This window comes from Streptomyces sp. NPDC040545 (assembly GCF_055595065.1).
The window spans coordinates 213752-231920 of sequence record NZ_JBVIWA010000011.1 but is presented as its reverse complement, the minus strand read 5'-3'; the positions used below and the strand labels follow the sequence as shown (position 1 = coordinate 231920).

Annotated in this window: 21 protein-coding genes; 7 read left to right on the top strand and 14 right to left on the bottom strand. The window is 72.8% G+C overall.

The genetic code is table 11. The annotated features are described in order from the left end of the window. Window positions 1-3 precede the first annotated feature (3 nt). From ACZ573_RS22310 to ACZ573_RS22295, 4 genes are read right to left on the bottom strand one after another with little or no spacing between them, the layout of a single operon-like run. Complete coding sequence (locus tag ACZ573_RS22310; protein ID WP_471306776.1) at window positions 4-1227, bottom strand: amidohydrolase family protein; 1224 nt, start codon at window positions 1225-1227, stop codon at window positions 4-6. Beyond that, entirely contained in the window at window positions 1224-2534 is a 1311-nt protein-coding gene (locus tag ACZ573_RS22305; RefSeq protein ID WP_471306774.1) for an amidohydrolase family protein, read from the bottom strand. The genes ACZ573_RS22310 and ACZ573_RS22305 overlap by 4 nt, the downstream gene beginning before the upstream one ends. Before the next feature lie 12 nt (window positions 2535-2546). Then, the gene (locus ACZ573_RS22300; protein WP_471306772.1) at window positions 2547-3431 is read right to left on the bottom strand and encodes an SDR family NAD(P)-dependent oxidoreductase; all 885 of its coding nucleotides are present in this window, start codon (window positions 3429-3431) and stop codon (window positions 2547-2549) included. Window position 3432: 1 nt separating this feature from the next. Then, entirely contained in the window at window positions 3433-4230 is a 798-nt protein-coding gene (locus ACZ573_RS22295) for an acetoacetate decarboxylase family protein (RefSeq protein WP_471306770.1), read from the bottom strand. Between the two features lie 123 nt (window positions 4231-4353). Here ACZ573_RS22295 and ACZ573_RS22290 point away from each other — a divergent pair, with 123 nt between their 5' ends. From ACZ573_RS22290 to ACZ573_RS22270, 5 genes are all read left to right on the top strand, one after another. Next, window positions 4354-5028: a TetR/AcrR family transcriptional regulator gene (locus ACZ573_RS22290; protein WP_471306768.1), complete on the top strand. Its 675-nt coding sequence runs from the start codon at window positions 4354-4356 to the stop codon at window positions 5026-5028. A 228-nt stretch (window positions 5029-5256) separates the two neighbouring features. After that, on the top strand, window positions 5257-6234 hold the full coding sequence (locus tag ACZ573_RS22285; protein ID WP_314249169.1) for a DEDDh family exonuclease: 978 nt from the start codon (window positions 5257-5259) through the stop codon (window positions 6232-6234). Between the two features lie 92 nt (window positions 6235-6326). Beyond that, window positions 6327-6560: a hypothetical protein gene (locus ACZ573_RS22280; RefSeq protein ID WP_030009585.1), complete on the top strand. Its 234-nt coding sequence runs from the start codon at window positions 6327-6329 to the stop codon at window positions 6558-6560. 156 nt (window positions 6561-6716) lie between these two features. Beyond that, a complete protein-coding gene (locus tag ACZ573_RS22275) occupies window positions 6717-7508 on the top strand; it encodes an SURF1 family cytochrome oxidase biogenesis protein (protein ID WP_471306766.1) in 792 nt (263 codons plus the stop codon). A 9-nt stretch (window positions 7509-7517) separates the two neighbouring features. Next, entirely contained in the window at window positions 7518-8273 is a 756-nt protein-coding gene (locus ACZ573_RS22270; protein WP_471306764.1) for an SDR family oxidoreductase, read from the top strand. 33 nt (window positions 8274-8306) lie between these two features. On the opposite strand, the gene amaP is transcribed toward ACZ573_RS22270, so the two are convergent. The 8 genes from amaP to ACZ573_RS22230 all read right to left on the bottom strand — a co-directional run bounded on the left by amaP (window position 8307) and on the right by ACZ573_RS22230 (window position 13697). After that, a complete protein-coding gene (amaP, locus tag ACZ573_RS22265) occupies window positions 8307-8861 on the bottom strand; it encodes an alkaline shock response membrane anchor protein AmaP (protein WP_471306762.1) in 555 nt (184 codons plus the stop codon). A 4-nt stretch (window positions 8862-8865) separates the two neighbouring features. Further along, window positions 8866-9444, bottom strand: a complete 579-nt coding sequence (locus ACZ573_RS22260; protein ID WP_471306760.1) for a DUF6286 domain-containing protein — start codon at window positions 9442-9444, stop codon at window positions 8866-8868. After that, window positions 9441-9806, bottom strand: a complete 366-nt coding sequence (locus tag ACZ573_RS22255; protein WP_471306758.1) for a hypothetical protein — start codon at window positions 9804-9806, stop codon at window positions 9441-9443. The genes ACZ573_RS22260 and ACZ573_RS22255 overlap by 4 nt, the downstream gene beginning before the upstream one ends. Window positions 9807-9813: 7 nt before the next feature. Next, window positions 9814-9999 carry a hypothetical protein gene (locus tag ACZ573_RS22250; RefSeq protein ID WP_030010792.1) on the bottom strand — a complete coding sequence of 62 codons (186 nt, stop codon included), beginning with the start codon at window positions 9997-9999 and terminating at the stop codon, window positions 9814-9816. 15 nt (window positions 10000-10014) lie between these two features. Next, window positions 10015-10446, bottom strand: coding sequence for an Asp23/Gls24 family envelope stress response protein (locus ACZ573_RS22245; protein ID WP_301371953.1), 432 nt, complete (start codon window positions 10444-10446; stop codon window positions 10015-10017). Window positions 10447-10573: 127 nt separating this feature from the next. Then, the gene (locus ACZ573_RS22240) at window positions 10574-11353 is read right to left on the bottom strand and encodes an enoyl-CoA hydratase/isomerase family protein (protein ID WP_471306755.1); all 780 of its coding nucleotides are present in this window, start codon (window positions 11351-11353) and stop codon (window positions 10574-10576) included. A gap of 159 nt (window positions 11354-11512) precedes the next feature. After that, the gene (locus ACZ573_RS22235) at window positions 11513-11734 is read right to left on the bottom strand and encodes a helix-turn-helix domain-containing protein (RefSeq protein WP_030010789.1); all 222 of its coding nucleotides are present in this window, start codon (window positions 11732-11734) and stop codon (window positions 11513-11515) included. 364 nt (window positions 11735-12098) lie between these two features. Beyond that, on the bottom strand, window positions 12099-13697 hold the full coding sequence (locus ACZ573_RS22230) for an ABC-F family ATP-binding cassette domain-containing protein (RefSeq protein ID WP_030010788.1): 1599 nt from the start codon (window positions 13695-13697) through the stop codon (window positions 12099-12101). A gap of 289 nt (window positions 13698-13986) precedes the next feature. On the opposite strand from ACZ573_RS22230, the gene ypfJ reads away from it, so the two are divergent. Both ypfJ and ACZ573_RS22220 read left to right on the top strand, forming a co-directional pair. Further along, window positions 13987-14883, top strand: coding sequence for a KPN_02809 family neutral zinc metallopeptidase (gene ypfJ / locus ACZ573_RS22225; protein WP_471306753.1), 897 nt, complete (start codon window positions 13987-13989; stop codon window positions 14881-14883). Window positions 14884-14946: 63 nt separating this feature from the next. Further along, window positions 14947-15342: a VOC family protein gene (locus ACZ573_RS22220; RefSeq protein ID WP_030010786.1), complete on the top strand. Its 396-nt coding sequence runs from the start codon at window positions 14947-14949 to the stop codon at window positions 15340-15342. 60 nt (window positions 15343-15402) lie between these two features. Here ACZ573_RS22220 and ACZ573_RS22215 read toward each other — a convergent pair whose 3' ends face one another. Both ACZ573_RS22215 and ACZ573_RS22210 read right to left on the bottom strand, forming a co-directional pair. Further along, window positions 15403-16830, bottom strand: a complete 1428-nt coding sequence (locus tag ACZ573_RS22215; RefSeq protein ID WP_471306751.1) for a hypothetical protein — start codon at window positions 16828-16830, stop codon at window positions 15403-15405. Between the two features lie 202 nt (window positions 16831-17032). Beyond that, the gene (locus ACZ573_RS22210) at window positions 17033-18163 is read right to left on the bottom strand and encodes an alpha/beta hydrolase family protein (protein ID WP_471306749.1); all 1131 of its coding nucleotides are present in this window, start codon (window positions 18161-18163) and stop codon (window positions 17033-17035) included. Window positions 18164-18169 lie beyond the last annotated feature (6 nt).

The following is an 18169-nucleotide window of genomic DNA, read 5'->3' as shown; positions in this document are numbered from 1 at the left end:
GTGTCACCAGACCCGGACCGACCCCCCTCGGGCGAATGCCGGGCTGGTGGCCTCCGGGGGCACGGCCGTCAGCGGTTCCGCGATCTCCGAGACCAGCGGGCCGTGCTTGGCCGCGACCGAGTCCAGCAGCGCGAGGTCGAAGCCGTACACCCGGGCGGCGTTGCCGCCGACCATCGCGGCGACCTCCTCGCGCGGGAGGCCCGCGTAGGCGATGCGGAGGCCTTCGCGGGAGAAGGGGGTGGTGCCCTCGTCGTGGGGGTAGTCGCTGCCCCACATGATCTTGTCGAGGCCGATCCGCTCCCGCAGCGGGACTTCGTGGGGGCGCATGAAGCTCGCTCCCACGAAGCAGTTGTCCCGCCAGACGTCGCTCGGGCCCCGGCCCATCGACTCCGCGAGGCCCGCCCCGAACTTGGACTCGGCCGTGGCCGATGCCGCGACCAGGCGGCCGTGGTAGTAGTCCAGCATCTCCAGCACCCCGGGGATCCACCCGGAGCCCTGCTCCGTCAGGACCAGCTTCAGCCCCGGGTGGCGGTGGAAGGCCCCGCCGAAGACGAGGTGCCACAGGGCGCGGTGCGAGAACCAGGTCGTCTCCACCATGAAGACGGCCCGGGCCGCCGGTTCGTCGCCCAGCGGCGGTGAGGCCGAGCCGCCGTGGTGGTTGACCGGGACGTCCAGCTCGTCGCAGACCGCCCAGATGGGGTCGTACACCGCCGAGTACAGCTCGGGGACGGTGGAGCCGGGCGGAACGCCCGGGAGCAGGATGCCGCCCGTCAGGCCGGCCGCCCGGGCCCGGCGGATCTCGCCCACCGCCGCGTCGACGTCGTTCAGCAGGATCTGGGCGACCCCCGCCCGCCGGCCCGGCGCGTCCGCGCAGAAGTCCGCCAGCCAGCGGTTGTGGGCCTGCAGCCCGGCCCACCGCATCTCGTACTCGGCGGCCGTCGGGGGCTGGGCCATCAGGGAGGCCTTGGGGAAGAACGGCGGAATGGTGTTGGGGAAGAGGACCTCGGCGACGATGCCGTCGGCCTCCAGTTCCGCGAGGCGCCGCGCCGAGTTCCAGTTGCGGTCGGCGGTGTCCGCGAGGAGGTCCTCGTACGGGTTCACGTACGTGGCGGCCCAGGCGTCGAAGTCCTCGTGGTGGCGCTTGGCCAGGTACGGCTTGTAGTCCAGCAGGTCGGCGCCCGCGTGGCAGTCCGCCGAGATCACCGTGTAGCGGTCCTCGGACGTCACGGGTTCACCCCCAGCACCGGGAAGTCGTTGTCGGTGAGCCAGTGGCGGCCCACCTCCCGGGAACGGGCCCAGGAGGCCTCCACCGCCGCCTGGTCCGGGGACTGGCCCAGCTCCGCCGGGGTGGGGCCGATCCGGCGGGCGATCGGGGCCAGCTTCGCGGTGTCGAAGCCGAAGACCTCGGCCGCCGCGAGCCCGAGCATCCGGCGGGTCTCCGCGACCGGGATGTCGTGGAAGGTGTTCTTCAGCCAGGCCCGGGTGTTCGGCCAGGTGCCCTCGGGGTGCGGGAAGTCCGAGCCCCACAGGATGTTGTCCACGCCGATCTCGTACCGCTGCGCGAGCTCCCGGCGCTTGGTGTTCGTCGCGCAGATGAAGACCTGGCGGTCCAGGTACTCGCTGGGCGGCCGCTTCAGCTCCTCGAACGGCGAGAGCTTCTTGCCGCCGTGCGCCCCGAGGTAGAGCCGGTCCATGAACCACAGCTGGTTCGGCAGCCACCAGCAGCCCGCCTCGGCGACGCCGAACTTCAGGCCGGGGTGGCGCTCGAAGACCCCCGACCAGAGCAGGAACCACAGCGGGCGGGCCGGCCACCAGGTGACCTCGGAGACGAAGATGCCCAAGTGGTCGCCGTACTCGTGGCGCGGCGAGGACCCGGAATGGGTGACGATCGGCATCTGCGTCTCGGCGGCCGCCGCCCAGACGGGGTCGTAGCGGCGGTCGTGGTAGGGCGCCTTGTCGACCCACATCGCGGGGATCATCAGCGCGCCCAGCCCGGACGCCTTGGCCCGGTGGATCTCTGCGACGACTTTCTCCGGCTCGCCCGTGATGGGGAGCAGGGCGACTCCGCAGTGCCGCTCCGGCTGCTGCCCCACGAACTCCGCGAGCCAGCGGTTGTGCGCCTGCGCGCCCGCCATGCCGAGCTCGGGGTCCTGGTCTCCGGAGAGGCCGAGGCCGACGCCGAAGGGAGCGGCGGTCTGGCTGTCGACGGCGTCCGCGTCGGGGAAGACGACCTCGGCGGCCACGCCGTCGCCGTCGAGTTCCTTCAGCCGCTGCCCGGTGTCCCAGCCGCCCTTGAGCCCTTCCTCGTGGTCGTGGAACCACTTCTCGGCGAAGGCCTCGTTGCGGACGCCGAGGCGGGTGGCCTCCGCCCGGCGGGCGTCGCGTTCGCCGAGGAACTCGTCGAACTGGGGGTGGAAGCGGGAATCCAGGTAGGGCCGGTACCGCTCGGTGGGCAGGCCCGCGTGGCAGTCGGAGGAGATGATCAGGTACGGGTCTTCGGTCCGGTCTTCGGTCCGGTCTTCGTTCGTACTCACCACAGACGCCCCTCAGTCGAGGATGAAGCTTTCCAGGTAGCCGGGGTTGGTCCGGTCGAGCATCGACTGCGACCGGGCGCGGATCTGCCGGTCGCTGTGCTCGCTCGCCGGGAGCATCCAGAAGCGGTCGGCGCGGATGCCGTCGACGACGTGCTCGGCGACCTCCTCGACCGGGGTGAATTCCACCTCGTGGCCGGCCTTCCTCATCGCCGCCTCGTACTGGTCGAGGCTGCGGTACGGGGCCTTGCGCGGCCGCTCCTTCGCGTACCGCTCGGGCCGGTTGCGGTGCGACTCCCACAGCCCGGTGCGCAGCATGTGCGGTCCGGGGAAGAGGACGGAGGCCCCGACGGCGGCGCCCTCCGCCTTGAGGTGGGCGTAGAGCGACTCGGTCATGGTGACCACGGCCGCCTTGGTGACGGCGTACACGGAGGCGGTGGGCAGCGGGGCGATGCCGCCGTCGCCGGAGGAGGTGTTGACGATGTGGCCGGGACCGCCGGCGGCGATCATGCGGGGAGCGAAGGCCTGGATGCCGTGGAAGACCCCCCACACGTTGACGGAGAAGGCCCACTTCCAGTCGTTGGGCTCGTGCTCCCACATCCGGCCCTCGGCGCCGGAGCCGACGCCCGCGTTGTTGCAGAGCACGTGCACGGCGCCGAAGGCCTCGTAGGCGGCGTCGGCCAGCGCGGTCACGGAGTCGCGGTCGCTGACGTCGACCACTCTGGCGAGCACCTGGGCCCCGTCCGCGACGAGCTCGTCGGCGGCCTTGCGCAGGGCGCCCTCCTCGACGTCGGCGAGGACCACCTTCAGTCCTTCGGCGGCGAAGCGGCGGGCCATGGCGAGGCCGATGCCGCCGGCGGCTCCGGTGACCACGGCCACCTGTCCTGGTTCGAGTCGCATGTCACACACTCCCCTCGGGCGGTCCGTCGAGGATCTGCATGGGGTCGTCGTAGCGCTGGTGGATGTACGGGAGCAGGGCCTGGGCGCTGACCCGCTCGACGACCCGGCCCTTCTGGTCGGTGGTCTTCTCGCCGATGGTGATCTCCACGATCCGGCGGACGGGAAGGTCGGCGACCGGGTCGAACATCGACTCCCGCAGCACGATGTCCCCGGTGACGTGCTCCAGCTTGCGGACCTTCTCGTTGCGCGTGCAGTGCACGAGCACCGGATCCACGTCGAAGCCCGAACCGTCCACGGCGGGCAGGAACTTGAAGTAGAAGTCGGTCTTCTGGGTGGGCCCGGGCAGCGGCAGCGCGCGGTCCACCGCCCCCCGCACCTCGACGAAGGCGATCCCGTGCCGGGCGAGAGCGGCCCGTACGACGAGGCCGTCGCGCTCCACGGTGACCTCGCCCAGCTTCTTCGGCTCGCCGAAGACTTCGCGGCCGCCGGTCAGGGCGCGCTCCAGGGTCATCGGCATGACCAGGGGGTACCAGCCCTCGATCCCGCCGTGCTGGGCGGCGACGGCCACGGAGCCCGCGCCGAGCGGATAGCCGGGCAGGTCGACCTTGCTGATGTTGGCCCGCACCAGGGGCCGGTCGGCCGGTTTGAGCGGAGGCGGCAGGACCGCCGCGACCACGTGGGGGTCGCTCTCCCAGACGGCGACGACGCCGGTGGACCAGATGTCGGGGAGCTCGGAACTCTTCTCGCGCGACGCCGCGATCTCGGCCTCGGTCCGCGCTCCGTACCGTACGCGTGCCATGTCTCGCACCATCCCTCGGCTCGGGGGGAGTCGGTTCTGTAACACAGTTACACCGCCACCGATGAAGGGTAAAGACCCCTGCACGGACCAGAATTGACGATCCGACAGATTGGTGGAGACATCGTGGCCAGAACCACGCTCACCCGCGACGAGGTGCTGGACGCCGCCGCGTCCCTGGTCATGCGGCACGGTCCGGCCGCGCTCACCATGCGGGGGCTCGCCGCCGAGCTGGGCACCGCCGTGACGTCCATCTACTGGCACGTCGGCAACCGTGAATCGCTGCTGGACGCCCTCGTCCGGCGGACCGTGGAGGAGATGGGCGCGATCCGGCCCACCGGCCGCACCCCGGCCGACCGGATCCTGGCGGTGGCCCGGATCCTGCGCCGCGAACTGCGGACGCGTCCGCACCTGATCGCGATGGTCCACGAACGCGGACTGACCGAGCGGATGTTCCTGCCCGCCCAGCAGGCACTCGTCCACGAGGTGCACGCCGCCGGGCTGCGCGGCGCCCGGGCGGCGGACGCGGTGCGCGCCGTCCAGTTCCAGGTCGTCGGGTACCTGCTCGTCGAGCGCAGCCGCGAGCGCTCCCCCGCGCAGTCCCCGGCCGAGAGCGAGCTCTGGGACCCGGCCGCGGCCCCCCACGACCCGGCCCTCGCCCGCGCCCTGGCCCGCCCGGCGGACCCGGACCGGCTGTTCCTGCTGTCAGTACGGGCCCTGGTGCACGCGCTGCTCGCGCCGGACGCGGCGGCCGGCGCGAGCGGCACGGACGGCGCGAGCGGCACGGCCCCGCCGCGATGAACCCCTTGGCGCGCTCCCGGGCCGTGTGCCCGCCTGGTCTGCCGGACATGCCGGGACGGCGAGGTCGCGCCCGCCGGGGCGAGCGGGTCCGTATACCGGCTGCCTTCCGGGGCCGGTTGACGGCTGCGGCCTCGAACAGCTCGCGGCGGACGACCTGGTCGCCGCCCTGGGCCGACGGCCGGGAAGGGCCGACGCGGCCACGGGTGTCAGTCAGGGCCGATATCCTCTGTGACCATGCTCGACGACCGTACGACCGCAGAGACGATGTGGCCGACCGCGTACCCACAGGGGTACGCGGTCGTCGACGTGGAGACCACCGGGCTCGCTCGCGACGACCGGATAGTCTCCGCCGCCGTCTACCGGCTCGACGCCCAGGGCAACGTGGAGGACCACTGGTACACGCTGGTCAACCCGCGGCGGGACCCGGGACCGGTGTGGATCCACGGGCTGACGAGCGCGATGCTCGCCGACGCCCCGCTCTTCGAGGACATCGCCGGAGAGTTCGCCGACCGGCTCGCGGACCGGGTACTGGTCGCGCACAACGCCATCTTCGACTGGCAGATGATCGCCCGGGAGTACGCGCGGGCCGCCGCGACCGCACCGGTCCGTCAGCGGCTGTGCACCATCGCCCTGTCGAAGGAACTGAACCTGCCGCTGCCCAACCACAAGCTGGAGTCGCTGGCCGCGCATTTCGGCGTGGTCCAGCAGCGCGCCCACCACGCGCTCGACGACGCCCGGGTGCTCGCGGAGGCGTTCCGTCCCTCGCTGCACGCGGCCGCGCAGGGCGGCGTACGGCTGCCCCTGCTGGAATGCCGGCCGCTGACGGAGTGGTCGGACTCCGCCGTCACCCCGCGGGTCGGGTACCAGGCCTCCTACCGGGGCAGCAGCTGGCGGCCCTCGCGCAAGCGGCCCCCGTGCCCGCACCCGAATCCGGGGCGCTTCGAGGACGGCAAGCCGCTGAAGCAGGGCATGCGGATCGCCTTCTCCGGTGACACCTCGGTGGAGCGGGAGCTGCTGGAGGACCGTGCGGTCGAGGCGGGCCTGCACATCGCGACGAGTGTGTCGCGGCTCACCAGCCTCCTGGTGACCAACGACCCCGATTCGGCGACCTCCAAGACGGTCAAGGCGAAGAGCTTCGGCACGCCGGTCGTCGACGAGGCGGCCTTCACCCAGCTGCTGCGGGACGTGGCCCCGGCCGAGTCCTGAACCGGAGGGCCGTTGCGCCGGGCGGGTGCAGGCGCGGCGACTCACCCCGCTGGATCTTGTTCCGCTCCTTCCCCGTGCGCAGCATTCGGCCCATGGCACGTTGTGAGGTCTGCGGAAACGATTACGGCATGTCCTTCGAGGTGCACGCGCAGGGCGCCGTGCACGTCTTCGACTGCTTCTCCTGCGCCATCCACCGCATGGCGCCCGTCTGCGAGCACTGCCGGGTCTCGATCATCGGCCAGGGCGTCGAGGTCGCGGGCCAGTGGTTCTGCGGGGCGCACTGCGCCCGCGCGGAGGGGAAGGTGGGCATCGTCGACCGCGTCTGACTCCCCCCACGTCGCGACCCCGTCCCGACAGCCCGTACCGGCGCCCCTCCCGGCATCCGTCCCGACACCCCGCCACGACACCCCGTTCCGTACGCCATGACCCCGGACGGCCACCCGGCCGCCGGGGTCCTTCGCGCTGCGGGTACCGTCGTGGGCGTGTACCGCTTTGTGCTGACCCGGCAGTGGGTGTTCCTCACCCTGATGGCCCTCGCCCTCATCCCCGCGATGATCGAGCTGGGGTTCTGGCAGTACCACCGCCATGAGCACCGGATCGCGCAGAACCAGCTGATCGAGGCGAACCTGCGGGCGAAGCCGGTCCCCATGAGCGAGATCACGGCCCCCGGGCACCGGGTCCCCCGCGCGGACTTCTGGCGCTCGGTCACCGCGACCGGCACGTACGACACAGCGCACGAGGTCGTCGTCCGGATGCGCACCGACAACGACGAGAAGGTCGGCTTCCACGTCCTGACCCCGCTGGTCCTCTCCGACGGCCGGGTGGTCCTGGTCAACCGGGGCTGGGTGCCGGGCGGCGACGACCCGCGCGCGTACCCGCCGGTGCCGGCCGCGCCCACGGGCGAGGTCACGGTCACCGGCCGGCTGAAGGCCGACGAGACCAGCAGCGGGAGCGGCATCAAGGACCGCAAGGGTCTGCCGGACCGCCAGGTGATGCTGATCAACAGCGAGCAGCAGGCGGAGTACCTGGGCCGGACGGTCCTCGGCGGATACCTGGAGCTCACCGCTCCGGCCCCGGCGGACGGCAGCCCGGAGACCGTCTCCGACCCGGACCACGACTCGATCGGCCCCCACATGGCGTACGCCGTGCAGTGGTGGCTGTTCGCCGCGGCGGTTCCGGTGGGCTGGGTGGTCCTCGTACGGCGGGAGAAGCGCGAGCGCGAGGAAGAGGCCGCCCGGGCCGAAGCCTCCCGGCAGGAGCCGGCGACGGCGTAGCGTGTCGGCATGGATCTTGGACTGAAAGACCGTGTCTACATCGTCACCGGGGCCACGCGCGGCCTCGGCCTCGCCTCCGCCCGGGAACTGGCCGCCGACGGCGCGAAGGTGCTCCTGACGGGCCGGGACGAGAAGCGGGCGGCCGACGCCGCCGCCGAACTCGGCCCGAACGCGGCCGGTGTGGCGGCCGACAACTCCGACCCGGAGGCGGCCGCGCGGCTCGTCGCCACCGCGCGGGAGCGCTTCGGGCGCCTCGACGGCATCCTGATCAGCGTGGGCGGCCCGGCGCCGGGCTTCGCGGCGGACAACACCGACGCGCAGTGGTCGGCGGCCTTCGAGTCGGTCTTCCTGGGCGCGGTACGCCTCGCCCGGGCGGCGGCAGCCGAGCTCGGCGAGGGCGGGGTCATCGGCTTCGTCCTGTCGGGCTCGGTCCACGAGCCGATCCCCGGCCTGACCATCTCCAACGGCCTGCGCCCGGGCCTCGCCGGCTTCGCGAAGTCCCTCTCGCTGGAGCTCGGCCCGCGCGGGATCCGGGTGGTCGGCCTGCTTCCGGCCCGCATCGACACCGACCGCGTGCGCGAGCTCGACGCGCTGTCCGGTGACGCGGAGGCCGCGCGGGCGGGGAACGAGTCCCGCATCCCGCTGCGCCGGTACGGCGCCCCGGAGGAGTTCGGCCGCGCGGCGGCCTTCCTGCTCTCCCCGGCCGCGTCGTACCTGACGGGCATCATGCTCCCGGTCGACGGCGGCTCCCGGCACGGTTTCTGACCCCCGGAGGATCCGCGGGGGACGGTCACAGCACTAGGTCACGCGCTGGGCCCGGTGGGACGTCACCTTGAGGCGGGCCTCCGCGGGCAGTTCCGGGAGGCCCGCCGAGGTCCGGGCGTGGGTGAGGACCGGACCGGCCACGGCGGCCAGGGCGTCGGCGGGGACCGCGTGGGGTTCCAGTTCCAGCGCGACCCGCAGCGCGGGCGACCCGCGCCGCCCGCGCAGGGCGACCCGGCAGTCGGCGACGCCGTCCAGGGCGCCAGCCTCCGCGGCCACCGCCTCTTCCAGCGCGCGCCCGCGCAGCGTGGCGAACTCCCCGTCCCCGGTGTCCACCACCACCGCCGGCAGTCGCCGGCGCCTGAACTGGGAGAGCAGCCACCACAGCGCCAGCAGCACGCCCACCGCGAGTGCGGCGAGCACCGCCCACCACCAGCCGTCGGCGTGCCAGTACCGGTTCCTGGTCTGCTCGCTCAGCAGCGGTGCGTGGCGGCCGTGCAGCGGCCACGAGCCCGTCAGGACCACGGTCCCGGCCGCCATCAGGACCGCTCCGGCCAGCGCCAGCAGGATCCGGTTCACCGTTCCGAGCATTCCGTCACCTCCTGACCCGTACGCGCGGCTTCGGCGGGTGCGCGAGGCCCAGTTCCTCGATGCCGACGGCGAGCACCTCGTCGAGGTCGGCCCGTACGTCGTCCAGCTCGCGGAAGTGCGAGGTGGCCCGCACCCTGACGTGGGACCGGCCCACCTTGACCCGGACGGACCGCACTCCGGACACCTCCATGGCCCGGTCCCGCAGGATCTGCGCGGCGTCCTTGCGGCCGAGCCCGGCCCGGACGCCCGCCCGCCGGTCCGGGGTCCGCATCGGCAGGATCCCTCGCAGCCCGGGGGCCAGTGCCAGCACCAGGAGCACCGCCCCGGCCAGGACCAGGGCCCCTGCGATCAGCTGCACCGCCAGGTCCGCGGGGGTGCGCGCCGCCAGCTGGTCGGCGAGGTCGCGGCGCCAGCTCATCCCGGGCCGGCCGGCCCGCAGGGCGGCCAGGTCGTACAGGAACAGGACCGCCACCCCGAGCACGACCAGGGCGGTGAGCCCGGCGGCCACCCGCCGGGCCGAGCGGAACCGGCGGGCCCGGGCCGGGGCGGAGCCGGCCTCGGTGCCGGTGCCGGGGGCCGTCACCGCAGCCGCCGGTCCCGCCCGGCGGCGGTCCGGGTGTGGGTGGAGTGCAGGTGCTCGATGTCGACGTCCACCTCGGGTACGGACATCGACGCGCACTCCTCGATCCGCAGCGCGACCTGCCTGCGTACGGCCGCGCACTGGGCGGCCAGGTCGGAGGGGTAGTCCAGCTCCAGGCTGACCCGGACCCGGGCGATGTCGTGGTGCACGGTGACGGTGGCGTGCGGGGGCGTGCCCGGGGTGGTGGCGAGCGCCTCCCGGGCGGCCTGGGCGGCGATCTTCGCGACGACCTTGTCGGCGATACGGGTGAAACCGCGCTCGGCGGCGGCCACCCGGGGCGGGGCGGAGCGCGGCGGGCCGCTCATCGGCGCCTCACCCGCGCCGGTCGTCACGGCGGCGGAACAGGTCACCCGGTTCCAGGTCCCCGTCGAGGAACCGCCCGGCGACGAAACCGATGGCGCCGAGGGCGGCCACCAGCAGGAATGCCCCGAAACCGCCGAAGTAGCCGGCGAACGCCAGGGCCATACCGGCGAAGAGTCCGGCGATCGCCATGCTCATGCGGGCTCCTCTCGGCTACTGGAGACGGGATTCCGGCTCCTCGTCGGGCTCATCGGGCAGCTTGACGTCGCTCACCGCGATGTTGACCTCGACGACCTCCAGGCCGGTCATCCGCTCGACCGCCGAGATCACGTTCTCCCGGACGGCCCGTGCCACGTCCCGGATCGACACCCCGTAGTCCACGACGATCTCGAGGTCGAGGGCCGTCTGGACCTCGCCGACCTCCGCCTTGACCCCACGGCTGACGCTGGCCTTGGCGCCGCCGGGCACCCGGTCGCGGACGGCGCCGAAGGTACGGGAGAGGCCGCTGCCGCTGCCCATGGCATGGACGCCGACCACCTCGCGGGCGGCCAGCCCGGCGATCTTCTCGACCACCCCGTCGGCGATGCTCGTGCGTCCCCGGTCGCCGGGCTCCTTGCCGGAGACCCCTGATGCGGATTCGGTCATCGCGTGTCCCTTCGCGTGGCTGGTGGACTCACTCCGCACCACGTTAGGCGCCATGGCGCCCGGGCGCCCCGGGACTACGCCGGTCGGCTGGCCGGCTTTCCCCGGGGCTCCGGCGTCACGGCGGCCCTCAGTCGGACAGACCGGCCAGGTCCCGCAGGCGGCGGGCCTGGGCCGCGCGCTCGGCGGCGCGCTGGTCGTCGTAGGGGCGGGCCTGGGCGGAACGCAGCAGCGTCTTCGTCTCGATCACGGCGTCCCGCGGCGGGGCCAGCAGAGCCGTGGTCAGGTCCTGGACTGCGGCGTCGAGCTCGTCCGCGGGGACGACGAGGTTGGCGAGGCCGACCCGCTCGGCTTCCTCGGCGTGCACGAAGCGGCCCGTCGCGCAGATTTCGAGCGCGCGGGCGTAGCCGACCAGGGTGGTCAGGGGCTGGGTACCGGCCAGGTCGGGGACCAGGCCCAGGCTGGTCTCGCGCATGGCGAACTGCACGTCGTCCGCGACCACGCGCAGGTCGCACGCGAGCGCGAGCTGGAAGCCGGCGCCGATCGCGTGCCCCTGCACGGCGGCGACGGAGATGATGTCGTTACGCCTCCACCAGGTGAATGCCTCCTGGTACTCGGCGATCGTGGAGTCGAGCAGTTCGTCCGAACCGCGTGCCAGATCGAGGAAGGACGGCTCGCCCTCGAAACCTTCGGGGGTGAACGCCTGCCGGTCGAGCCCCGCGGAGAAGGACTTTCCCTCACCGCGCAGCACGACGATCCGGACGGTGCCCGGCAACAACCTCCCGGCCTCGGCCAAAGCCCGCCAGAGCGCGGGGGATTGGGCATTTCGCTTGGCCGGATTGGTCAGTGTCACCGTGGCGACCGTGTCGTCGACGGTGAGTCGTACGCCGTCCTTGTCGAGCAGAGCCATCTTTCATGCCTCCGGTGTGCAGTCGGCCGCAAGCTCGGCCTAAGTGACTGCACAGTAACCACCCAGCCGACCGGAAGGCCGACCGGGGGTCACCGAAGGAACCGTCGGATCATGATGAACCTTGAAGCCGTTGAAGCGTCGTAACCGATGGGACCGGGGTCAGGCCGTAGCGGCCTTCTTGCCGCGCGTCGCGCCTCCGCGACCACGCAACGACACCCCGGACTCACTGAGCATCCGATGGACGAATCCGTAGGACCGGCCGGTCTCTTCGGCCAGCGCCCGGATACTCGCACCGGAGTCGTACTTCTTCTTCAGGTCTGCCGCGAGCTTGTCGCGCGCGGCGCCGGTTACCCGGCTGCCCTTCTTCAGAGTCTCGGCCACCCGTGCCTCCTCATGGGAAGTGCGCTCTGGACTTCTCATGATCACCCCTCCCACGCTTCCTGGCCACCCATTCAGCAAGGTCGGTACGACGGCATTTCCCGACCGGTGGACACCCGAGCAGAACGGAATCTTCTCTTCCGCTGCATGACTTCCGTCACACTCCGCTGCCCTCGCCGGGAATCGCCAGGTCAGGGGCGCGGAACCGGAAAACGAACGGCCCCGGTCGCGCACCTTCGCGGGTGCGGCCGGGGCCGTCGTACGACGCGCAACGGTACGAGACCGTCTCACTCAGATGATGGATCACCCGTGAGCCGAATGATCCATAAGGAACTGGATCAGAAGCGGAACGGGAACCGGAACCCGGTCAGGCGAGGGCCACCAGGTCCCGGTAGTCCGGTCCCCACAGGTCCTCGACGCCGTCCGGGAGCAGGATGATGCGCTCCGGCTCCAGCGCCTCGACGGCGCCCTCGTCGTGCGTCACGAGGATGACCGCGCCCTTGTACGTGCGCAGCGCGCCCAGGATCTCCTCGCGGCTGGCCGGGTCGAGGTTGTTCGTGGGCTCGTCGAGGAGCAGCACGTTCGCCGAGGAGACGACCAGCGTGGCCAGGGCCAGCCGGGTCTTCTCGCCACCGGAGAGCACCCCGGCGGGCTTGTCCACGTCGTCGCCGGAGAAGAGGAAGGAGCCGAGGGTCTTGCGTACGGCGACCAGGTCCAGGTCGGGGGCCGAGGAGCGCATGTTCTCCAGGACCGTGCGCTCGGGGTCCAGGGTCTCGTGCTCCTGGGCGTAGTAGCCGAGCTTGAGGCCGTGGCCGGGGACGACCGTGCCGGTGTCCGGCTTCTCGGTGCCCGAGAGCAGGCGCAGCAGGGTGGTCTTGCCGGCGCCGTTGAGGCCGAGGATGACCACGCGGGAGCCCTTGTCGATGGCCAGGTCGACGTCGGTGAAGATCTCCAGGGAGCCGTACGACTTCGAGAGGCCCTCGGCGGTCAGCGGGGTCTTGCCGCAGGGCGCCGGGTCCGGGAAGCGGAGCTTGGCGACCTTGTCGTTGACGCGGACGGCCTCCAGGCCGGCGAGCAGCCGGTCGGCGCGCTTGGCCATGTTCTGCGCGGCGACGGTCTTGGTGGCCTTGGCGCGCATCTTGTCGGCCTGCGAGTTCAGGGCCGCGGCCTTCTTCTCCGCGTTCTGGCGCTCGCGCTTGCGGCGCTTCTCGTCGGCCTCGCGCTGCTGCTGGTAGAGCTTCCAGCCCATGTTGTAGACGTCGATCTGGGAGCGGTTGGCGTCCAGGTAGAAGACCTTGTTGACGACGGTCTCGACCAGGTCGACGTCGTGGGAGATGACGATGAAGCCACCGCGGTAGGTCTTCAGGTAGTCGCGCAGCCAGACGATGGAGTCGGCGTCGAGGTGGTTGGTGGGCTCGTCGAGGAGCAGGGTGTCGGCGTCCGAGAAGAGGATCCGGGCGAGCTCGACGCGGCGGCGCTGACCACCGGAGAGGGTGTGCAGCGGCTGGCCGAGCACCCGGTCGGGAAGGCCCAGGGCGGCCGAGATGGTCGCGGCCTCCGCCTCGGCGGCGTACCCGCCCTTGGTGAGGAACTCCGTCTCCTGGCGCTCGTACTGCTTCATCGCCTTGTCGCGGGTGCCGCCGGTGCCGGTGGCGATGCGCTCCTCGTTGGCGCGCATCTTCTTGATCAGCACGTCGAGGCCGCGCGCGGACAGGATCCGGTCGCGGGCCAGCACGTCGAGGTCGCCGGTACGCGGGTCCTGCGGGAGGTAGCCGACCTCGCCCGAGCGGGCGATGGAGCCGGCGGCGGGCTGGCCTTCGCCCGCGAGGCACTTGGTGAGGGTGGTCTTGCCCGCTCCGTTGCGGCCGACCAGGCCGATGCGGTCGCCCTTGGCGACACGGAAGGAGGCGGACTCGATAAGGACGCGGGCGCCGGCGCGCAGCTCGATGCCGGTGGCGGTGATCACGGAAATACTCCAGGGCGGGTCGGGACGGCGGAAGGGGGGCAGGACGCGAAGCTTCGACGCCGCTAATCCGCGAGGAGATTTGCCATGAGAGACATTCTACCGGGGGTGCGCAACTAGTTTCCGGGCGCGGGCCGGGCCGTCCGGCCTGCGGGATCAGCTCCCCCGTGTCCCCGTCCGGCCCAGTGGCTCCACGGAGCGGCCGAGGCGCAGACCGGGATGATTGGGTTGATACTCGCCGCATGGGCGGAGACGCGACCGCACCTGTTCGGCGGATGGAGGGTGGTGCGGGATGCAGTTCGACGACGACGCCGGACTCGACAGCTCCGAGGTCGAGGACAGGCGCGGCGGCGGCGGCCGCATCCCGGGCGGCAAGGCCACCGTCGGCGGCGGCATCGTCGGTCTGATCGCGCTGGTCATCGGGCTGCTGTTCGGGGTGGGGCCGGACCAGCTGGGACTGTCCGACGGGGAGCAGGAGCCGGCGCCGGTCACCTCGTCGCTCACCCAGGTGCAGCAGGCCTGCAAGTCGGGGCGGGACGCGAACACGCGGGAGGACTGCAGACTGCTGGCGGTCACCCTCAGCACCCAGGCCTTCTGGAAGCAGGAGTTCGCCAGGCGCGGCGGCCGGTACAGCCCGACGACGACCGTGTTCTTCGAGAACCGGACGAGCACGGCGTGCGGGACCGCCAGCTCGGCGGTGGGCCCCTTCTACTGCCCCGCGGACCGGAAGGTCTATCTGGACCTGGGCTTCTTCGACGAACTGCGGACGAAGTTCGGCGCGACCGGCGGCCCCTTCGCCCAGGCCTACGTCGTCGCCCACGAGTACGGACACCACATCCAGAACCTGACCGGGACCCTCCAGCGGGCCCAGGACGGTCGGCAGGGCCCGAACAGCAACGCGGTCAAGGTCGAGCTGCAGGCCGACTGCTACGCCGGGGTGTGGGCGCACAACGCGACGAACGTCACGGACGCCTCCACCGGGCGGCCGCTGATGAAGCTCTTGACCGAGGCAGACATCAGGGACGGGCTGGACGCGGCGGCCGCGGTCGGCGACGACCGGATCCAGGAGAAGTTCCAGGGCCGGGTGTCCCCGGAGTCCTGGACCCACGGCTCGGCCGAGCAGCGCCAGCAGTGGTTCTACCAGGGCTACCGGACCGGTGACATGGCCCAGTGCAACACCTTCCGCTGACTGTCGGTGACGCCTGCCATGCTGGTGTGACGCGGGTCACCATCACGAGAGGGAGTGATCGTCATGGCAGGCGTTCCGTCCATCTGTCCCACCCTGGTCTACCGCGACGCGAAGGCGGCCATCAGGCTGCTGACCGAGGCCTTCGGCTTCAGCCAGGTCGCCGTCTACGAGGGTGAGGACGGCTCGGTGACGCACGCCGAGCTGGCGTACGGCAACGGCATGGTGATGCTGGGCAGTTCGGGCAAGGGCGGGGTCTTCGACAAGGCCATGGAGGGCGCCGGCCCCTCAGGGGTCTATGTGGTGGTCGACGACGTGGACGCCCACCACCGGCGGGCGGTCGAGCACGGCGCGGAGATCGTGATGGAGCCCACCGACCAGGACTACGGCTCCCGCGACTACATGGCCCGCGACGCCGAGGGCAACGTCTGGAGCTTCGGGACGTACGCGCCGCAGGTCTGACCCGGGCGGCGCGCCCGTCCCCGCCCTCGTTCTCCTGCGGAGCCGTTCGCTTCCACGGGGTCACTCGCCGCCGGTGTGGACCTGGAAGGCGGCCCGGCGGACCGCCTTGGCCAGCGTCGGGTCGGGGTGGGCCGCGGCGAGCGCGACCAGCACCTGCACCGTGCGCGGATGGCCGACCGCACGGACCTCGTCCAGCAGCCGGGGGACGGTGGTCCGGACGGCGGAGTCGAGGTGACGGGCCAGCAGCTCGGCCTCGCCGTGGTCGGCGATGGCGGCCGCGGTGTCCACCCAGAGCCAGGTCGACTCCTCGGCGGTGAGGACGTCCTGCGCCTCGTCGGGGTCGATCCCGTCGTGCTCGGCGAGCCAGAGCAGGGCGTAGGGGCGCAGGGCGGGCTCGCGCACGGTGGCGCGCACCTCGGGCTCGGCGGGGGCGCCGACCACGCGCAGCGCCTCGAAGGCGAGGCCGCGCAGCAGGGCGTCCTCACCCCGGGCGGCCTGCAGCAGCTCGGCCACCGCGTGGCCGACGGGCCGGGCGGCGAGCCAGGCCTGGTACTCGGCGCGGGCCGGGCCGGGGGTGAGCCGCGCGCAGCCGTGCAGCATGGCGGCGGCGGACTGCTCGATGTTCCCGGCGGGGCTCTGCGCCGCGACGCAGATCTGCTCCAGCTTGACCCAGACGGCCCAGCTGCCGAGGGGGGTGAGCGTGGCCCGGGCGGGGCCGAGGGTGACGGCGTCCACGGCGGCGAGTCCGCCGAGCGCCCAGCGCAGCAGCCGGGCGAGCGGGACGGGGCGGGCCTCCGCGGGGCCGGCTGCGGCGGCCGTCAGCGCCGTCGCGGGCTCGGCCTCGTAGGGGATCTCGCACCGCTCGTCGCGCAGTTCGGTGACGCGCTGCCCGAGCAGGTCGAGCAGGTCCGGGACGGTCACGGGGCCTGCGGACAGCTGGAGCAGCGAGAGGAGTTGGGGCATCGCCTCGACGACCTCGGCGACGGCCGAGGGGGCGATGTCGGCGGGTGCGGGATGGACCAGCGACCAGGCGTCGAAGAGGGCGACCCAGCCGCGCAGTACGGCGGTGTCGTCGCGGTCCCAGGCGCGCAGCCGCCAGCCGGGCCGGGCATGGCCGCCGTGCACCTCGACCAGTCCGGCGAGCCGGGCGCGGTCCCAGCCGACCTGGATCTGGCCGTGCGTCAGGCCCAGTTCCGCGGCGGCGCGTTCGACGTCGGCCGCGGGCAGGGCGCCCGTGGGGGCGGGCCGGCCGCCGTCTCCGGCGCCGAGGTTGCGCTCGGCCCAGCGGGTCAGGCGTACGGCGTCGGCGAGCGAGGCCCTGGCCCGGTTCGCGAGGTCGGCCGTGGCGGGCGTACCCGCCGGGGGCCTGGGCGCGGGCCGGGTGCGTCGGTCGGTCACCGCCTTGCGGGCCGCGGCGACGGAGCGCGGCGAGACGAGTCGGAGTCTGGAGTCGCGAGCCAACTGCTCATCAGGCTTTCGGGACGTCACGGAAGCAGTCTCGCCCGTCACTGGCCGAAAGCCCAAACGGAATCGGCCGTTGCCGTCGTTCACCGCAGCGCAGACCGGGACAAGCCGCCCGTGGGGCTCTGTCCGTCACAGGGCCTTCACATGACGGGCCTCGGCACATGGCCTGTCACGGCCGTTCACCGGGCCGTTCACCGAGCCGTTCACCCGGCCCTTCGCCCGGTCTTCACATAAGAGGGGTGAGGAAGCGGCGCAGGGCCTCCTCGTAGCCGGCCGGGTCGGCGTTCCACATCGCGCCGTGCCCGGCGCCGCCCACGGTGTGCAGCGCGACGAGGTCGGGGCGGGCGGCGGCGAGCCTGCGCGAGGGCCCCCAGGGGGCGAGCACGTCGTCCGGGCCGTGGAAGATCAGTACGGGGACGCGGAGCGCGCCGGGGTCGGAGCCGGCCGGCCGGCGGTCGGCGCGCAGGCCCGTGAGGCCTTCGGCGGCCCGGACGGCCAGCGGCAGCAGCACGCCGGGGACGCCGCGGGCCGCGGCGAGCCCGCGCAGGGTGGTGTGCCAGTCGAGCACCGGCGAGTCCAGGACCAGCCCGGAGATCCGGTGGGCGAGCGGCGAGCGCTCGAAGGCGTGCAGGGCCATGGTGGCGCCGGTGGACCAGCCGTACAGGACCACGCGGCGGGCTCCGTAGCGCAGGGCGTAGCGGATGGCGGCGTCCAGGTCGCGCCATTCCGATTCACCGAGGTGGCCGAGGCCGTCCGGGGAGGCGGGGGCACCCAGGTCGCCCCGGTAGCCGAGGTCCAGGACGGGCAGGTGATGGCGGTACAGGAAGGGCATGACCACCATCGGGTGTTCCCGGCCGCTGCCGAGCCCGTGCACGGTGATCACCCAGGTGTCCCGGGCGGCGGGCACGAACCAGGCGGGCAGGGCGCCGAGCTCCCCGGGGACGTCCACGTCGGCGTGGTCGAGCCCGAGGGCGGTGCGCGGGTTGCCGACGTACACCTGGGGGGTGAGGGAGACCCGGGTGCCGGGGTCGAGGGTGCCGTGGGTGACGGAGACGAGCTGCCGTACGACGGCGTCCGGGCCGGGGGCGGCGTCCGGGAGCACGGGCCCTACGACGGCGTGCAGACCCGGCGCGACCAGGCCGTACGTGCCGGGGCGCAGGGAGGCGAGCGAACGGGTGAGCGTGATCCGGCCGTCGGCGGCGGAGTGGACACTGAGCTTCGGTCCGCCGGGGAGCGGGCGGCCCGGTTCGGACCGCAGGGCCGCGTGGGCGGTGTGCCGGGCGACGGCGACGGCGGCCGCGCCGGCACCGAGGAGGGTCGTCGTGACGGCCGCAGCCGCCGCAGTCGCGGTACGCACTGCTCC

Excerpts from the sequence above, each read along its gene's own strand:
- ACZ573_RS22245 (WP_301371953.1), bottom strand. The coding sequence starts at position 10,446 with ATGACCGAATCCGCATCAGGGGTCTCCGGCAAGGAGCCCGGCGACCGG.
- ACZ573_RS22280 (WP_030009585.1), top strand. The coding sequence starts at position 6,327 with ATGGCACGTTGTGAGGTCTGCGGAAACGATTACGGCATGTCCTTCGAG.
- amaP (WP_471306762.1), bottom strand. The coding sequence starts at position 8,861 with ATGCTCGGAACGGTGAACCGGATCCTGCTGGCGCTGGCCGGAGCGGTC.
- ACZ573_RS22270 (WP_471306764.1), top strand. The coding sequence starts at position 7,518 with ATGGATCTTGGACTGAAAGACCGTGTCTACATCGTCACCGGGGCCACG.
- ACZ573_RS22255 (WP_471306758.1), bottom strand. The coding sequence starts at position 9,806 with ATGAGCGGCCCGCCGCGCTCCGCCCCGCCCCGGGTGGCCGCCGCCGAG.
- ACZ573_RS22300 (WP_471306772.1), bottom strand. The coding sequence starts at position 3,431 with ATGCGACTCGAACCAGGACAGGTGGCCGTGGTCACCGGAGCCGCCGGC.
- ACZ573_RS22220 (WP_030010786.1), top strand. The coding sequence starts at position 14,947 with ATGGCAGGCGTTCCGTCCATCTGTCCCACCCTGGTCTACCGCGACGCG.
- ACZ573_RS22295 (WP_471306770.1), bottom strand. The coding sequence starts at position 4,230 with ATGGCACGCGTACGGTACGGAGCGCGGACCGAGGCCGAGATCGCGGCG.
- ACZ573_RS22240 (WP_471306755.1), bottom strand. The coding sequence starts at position 11,353 with ATGGCTCTGCTCGACAAGGACGGCGTACGACTCACCGTCGACGACACG.
- ACZ573_RS22250 (WP_030010792.1), bottom strand. The coding sequence starts at position 9,999 with ATGAGCATGGCGATCGCCGGACTCTTCGCCGGTATGGCCCTGGCGTTC.
- ypfJ (WP_471306753.1), top strand. The coding sequence starts at position 13,987 with ATGCAGTTCGACGACGACGCCGGACTCGACAGCTCCGAGGTCGAGGAC.